The sequence below is a fragment of the Roseburia inulinivorans DSM 16841 genome (genome assembly GCF_000174195.1).
In the GTDB taxonomy this organism is placed as follows: domain Bacteria; phylum Bacillota; class Clostridia; order Lachnospirales; family Lachnospiraceae; genus Roseburia; species Roseburia inulinivorans.
The window spans coordinates 1-4,155 of sequence record NZ_ACFY01000178.1 but is presented as its reverse complement, the minus strand read 5'-3'; the positions used below and the strand labels follow the sequence as shown (position 1 = coordinate 4,155).

Genomic DNA, 4,155 nt, shown 5'->3' with positions numbered 1-4,155 from the left:
TTTGTGCAATTTTACTTAAGAGGATGGAAAATTATGCTATTGGTAACAGATCAGCAGGTTGATTCTTGTTGATTTTTTGTATATTTCTGTGTTTTTTTGCGTGAAACTTGACTTTCCATGAGCAGGATTCTAAAATAAAAGCTAAGAAAAAAAAGACAAGCTGTTCCGTGTATAGAAAAAAGCACCGGACAGGACAAGGGGGAAATCGCAATGAAGATTTTAAACGGTAAAGTATTTGAAAATGGAAAATTCGTTGAGAAGGAAGTAGCGACAGATGGCAGCTTTTTCGCAGCAGATTCTGGCGATGGAAAGGAAATCGACGCAGCGGGCTGTTATGTGATCCCGGGACTGATCGATATTCATTTTCATGGTTGCGCAGGAGTCGATTTCTGTGACGGAACCGTAGAGGCGATGCGCCACATGGCAGAGTATGAGCTGCAAAATGGTATCACTTCCATTCACCCGGCAACGATGACATTGTCGGAGGAGGAACTGACGACGATCAGCAAAGCTGCAAAAACATTCCATGAGGAGCAGAAAGCGGATGAGACACTGCTTACAAAAGAGGCTGAGTTAGTCGGAATTTATATGGAAGGACCTTTTATTTCCATGGAGAAAAAAGGTGCTCAGAATCCATTATATGTGCATAAACCTGACGCGGAGATGTTCCGTAGGCTGCAGAAGGAGGCGGACGGATTATACCGTGTCTGCGTTGTGGCACCGGAAGAACCTGGAGCAATGGAATTTATTGACAGCGTAAAAGGAGAAGTGCGCGTGTCAGTGGCACACACAACCGCCGATTATGATACTGCAAAGGAAGCATTTGAACATGGTGCGAGACAGGTGACACATCTTTACAATGCAATGCCTCCATTTACCCACAGGGCACCGGGCGTGATCGGAGCAGCCTGTGATAATGAAAATGTTATGGTTGAGATGATCTGCGATGGTGTACATTTGCATCCATCCACCATCCGCACGAGTTTTAAGATGTTTGGAAAAGACAGGATTATCCTGATCAGTGACAGTATGATGGCAACCGGTAAGCCGGATGGAATCTATTCTCTGGGAGGACAGGAAGTTCAGGTACATGGCAATAAGGCAACCCTGACAGTGGACGGTGCGATCGCAGGATCTGTAACCAACTTATTTAACTGCATGAAGTTCACAGTCAAAGAAGCAGGACTTCCATTTGAGGAGGTTGTGGCATGTGCAACAGAGAATCCTGCAAAAGCAGTTGGACTGTGGGAGAAATATGGAAGTATCGACAATGGCAAATATGCCGACTGTGTGATCGTGGATGAAGATTTTAACATCAGACAAATTGTAAAGCATGGAAAGACCGTTTTGTAGAACTTGTAAATTTTTATAGGAACAGAGAAAAGGGGCAGTTTGGAGATTATCCGGAACTGCCCTTTTTCATCAGGCGGTAGAGCCAGAGCAAAGCAAGGACGCAAAGCGCGATCTGACTGATTAAAAGGCCGGTCAGGTAACCTTTGATACCGATAACTGGAATCAGAAATATAATAAAAAGAATACGGATCAGGCAGGAGAAAAGGTTTAAAAACAGTGTGATTCCAGGTTTCCCAAGTCCATGGAAGATGCTGTTTAACGTGCTTCCGAGATAAAGAAACGGGCAGATCCAGCTCATTGTAACGATAAAAGTGGCGCTGAGTGCATTTTTGAAAATAAAGTTGCCGATAAAATCACCGAGAACTAAAAGTCCAATCGTACAGAGCAGACCGAGCAAGAGACAGGACTCAGTTGTTTTTATAATAGCTTCCCGGATGAGTCTGTCATTGTGTTTCGCCTGAGCTTCGGAGACGACTGGAAGCAGAAGGACTGAGATGGAATTGGTCAGGACGGTTGGAAACATGATAATGGCAAATGCCATTCCGGTCAGGATGCCATAGATACTGAGCGCATCAGAGGAACTGTATCCAAACAATTTTAGCTGGTATGGTATAAGCAGATTTTCGATAGTTGTAAATAAATTAAGCGTCAGGCGATTGAGCGTCAGAGGAAACGACATGGTAAGCAAAGACCATGTCGTTTTTCTTATATTGCCTTTACAGGCTCCAAAACCGATAAAGCTTAAGGAGACAAGCATTCCTGCAAATTCACCAAGTACAAGCCCCCACACGGCGTCAGAGATGGCAATGGATCGGCCGTTACTCTGTGCAACGAGATAAATCAGATAGACACCCCCGACACGCGCTGACTGCTCTGCAAGCTGGGAGAGAGACGGCACAAGCGCTTTTTTTAATCCGTAATAATAACCGTTAATGCAGGAGTGGATACTGCACGGAACATAACAGAATGACAGTATTTTGATCAGCGGGGCGCAGCGCGTTTCCTGCAGAAACGAGCCTGCGATAAATTCAGAATGATTCCACATAAAAAGGCCGGTAAAAACAGACAGGCATACAGACAGAATCAGTCCGATCAGCAGATAAAATCTGGCTCCTGCAGGATTTTGCTTCCCAATCTCACTGGATACAAATCTTGAGACAGATGTCTGGATTCCGGCAGAGGTCAGGGAAAAACAAAGAGCCATAACAGGAAAAATCAGTTGGTAAATTCCGAGACCTTCTGCACCAATTGTGCGTGAGAGGAATATCTTATAGAAGAAACCAATGAAACGGGAGAGTATGCCGGCAGTTGTGAGCAGCAGGGTTCCGGTAAATAAAGTTCTTTTTACAGATAGATTTTTTGACATTTGACCTCCCGGGATTAGAATTTCTGGACACCAAATGAGTGCATTTGGAAGTGCCGGATTCATCAATTTAGTATATGAGAGAAGTGAGGAGAAAATGAGTAAACAGATTTATCTGGATAATGCGGCGACAACTCAGATGTCTGATGCTGTAAAACAGGCGATGGAACCTTATTTACAGGAAAATTATGGAAATGCATCCACAGCCTACAGTATCGGTGAAGATGCGGGAAGAGAATTGGAAAAATCGAGGGAAGTCATTGCGGCAACCCTGCATGCAAAAACCTCAGAGATTTATTTTACATCAGGCGGTTCGGAGTCTGATAACTGGGCAGTAAAAAATATTGCAGCCGCCTGTAAGAAAAAAGGGCGGCATATTATAACAACCAACATTGAGCATCACGCCATTTTGAATTCCTGCGAGTATCTGGAAAAACTGGGATATGATGTTACTTATCTGGAAGTGGACGGGGATGGACTGATTTCGCCGGAACAGGTAATGGATGCTATAAGACCGGATACAACGTTGATTTCCGTGATGTTTGCCAATAACGAAGTCGGAACGATCGAACCAATTTATCAGATTGGAAAAATTGCGCGCGAAAAACAGATTTTATTCCATACAGATGCTGTGCAGGCGTATGCGCAGATACCACTTTCGGTAAATTATTATCCAGTCGATCTGCTGAGCGCAAGTGCACATAAATTTCATGGGCCAAAGGGCGTTGGCTTTTTGTATATCCGTGATGGCATTGATATCCCATCTTTTATCCATGGCGGAAGTCAGGAGAGAGGAAAACGTGCCGGTACGGAGAATGTAGCCGGAATTGCCGGAATGGCGAAAGCAGCAGAGATTGCTTACGGAAACATGAGAAAAAGAGTGCAAAAAGAAATTATGCTTCGCAATTATCTGATCGAACGTGTGATGCATGAAATTCCGGATGCAAAATTGAATGGACATCGCAGTATCCGGTTACCGGGCAATGTGAATTTTAGTTTTAAAGGACTTGAGGGGGCATCGCTGTTGATTTTGCTGGACGAAGATGGAATCTGTGCATCAGGCGGTTCCGCATGTAATACAGGTGAAGAACGGATTTCTTATGTGATCAAGGCATTGGGAGTGCCGGAAGAATATGCACCGGGCACGATAAGACTCACGCTCTGCGGCGATACGACGCGGGCAGATGTGGATGCAGCGCTTGTTTCATTAAAACGCAATATCGCCATCCTGCGCGGTTAAACCGGAGATTAACTTACCGTAGAGCAGCAGATTTTGTGGTGCTTTCTTAGGCTGTGAAGTGGCAGATATAAGCGCCCTCTCACAAGTCAGAATTTTATATGTAATGAAAAAGAAAAACGGTACAGACGAAATATGATGTTCCTGTTCGCCGGGCATTCCGCTGGGCTTCTGAGGAAAAATTTGTGAAGCAGAGGCTCAC

At 44.5% G+C, this 4,155-nt stretch carries 3 protein-coding genes; 2 read left to right on the top strand and 1 reads right to left on the bottom strand.

The annotated features are described in order from the left end of the window. Positions 1 to 210 precede the first annotated feature (210 nt). Positions 211 to 1,353: an N-acetylglucosamine-6-phosphate deacetylase gene (gene nagA / locus ROSEINA2194_RS19485; protein ID WP_007890972.1), complete on the top strand. Its 1,143-nt coding sequence runs from the start codon at positions 211 to 213 to the stop codon at positions 1,351 to 1,353. 46 nt (positions 1,354 to 1,399) lie between these two features. Here nagA and ROSEINA2194_RS19480 read toward each other — a convergent pair whose 3' ends face one another. Further along, positions 1,400 to 2,719 carry a polysaccharide biosynthesis protein gene (locus ROSEINA2194_RS19480; RefSeq protein WP_044929063.1) on the bottom strand — a complete coding sequence of 440 codons (1,320 nt, stop codon included), beginning with the start codon at positions 2,717 to 2,719 and terminating at the stop codon, positions 1,400 to 1,402. A 94-nt stretch (positions 2,720 to 2,813) separates the two neighbouring features. On the opposite strand from ROSEINA2194_RS19480, the gene ROSEINA2194_RS19475 reads away from it, so the two are divergent. Then, positions 2,814 to 3,956 carry a cysteine desulfurase family protein gene (locus ROSEINA2194_RS19475; RefSeq protein WP_044929066.1) on the top strand — a complete coding sequence of 381 codons (1,143 nt, stop codon included), beginning with the start codon at positions 2,814 to 2,816 and terminating at the stop codon, positions 3,954 to 3,956. The last annotated feature ends 199 nt before the right edge of the window (positions 3,957 to 4,155 follow it).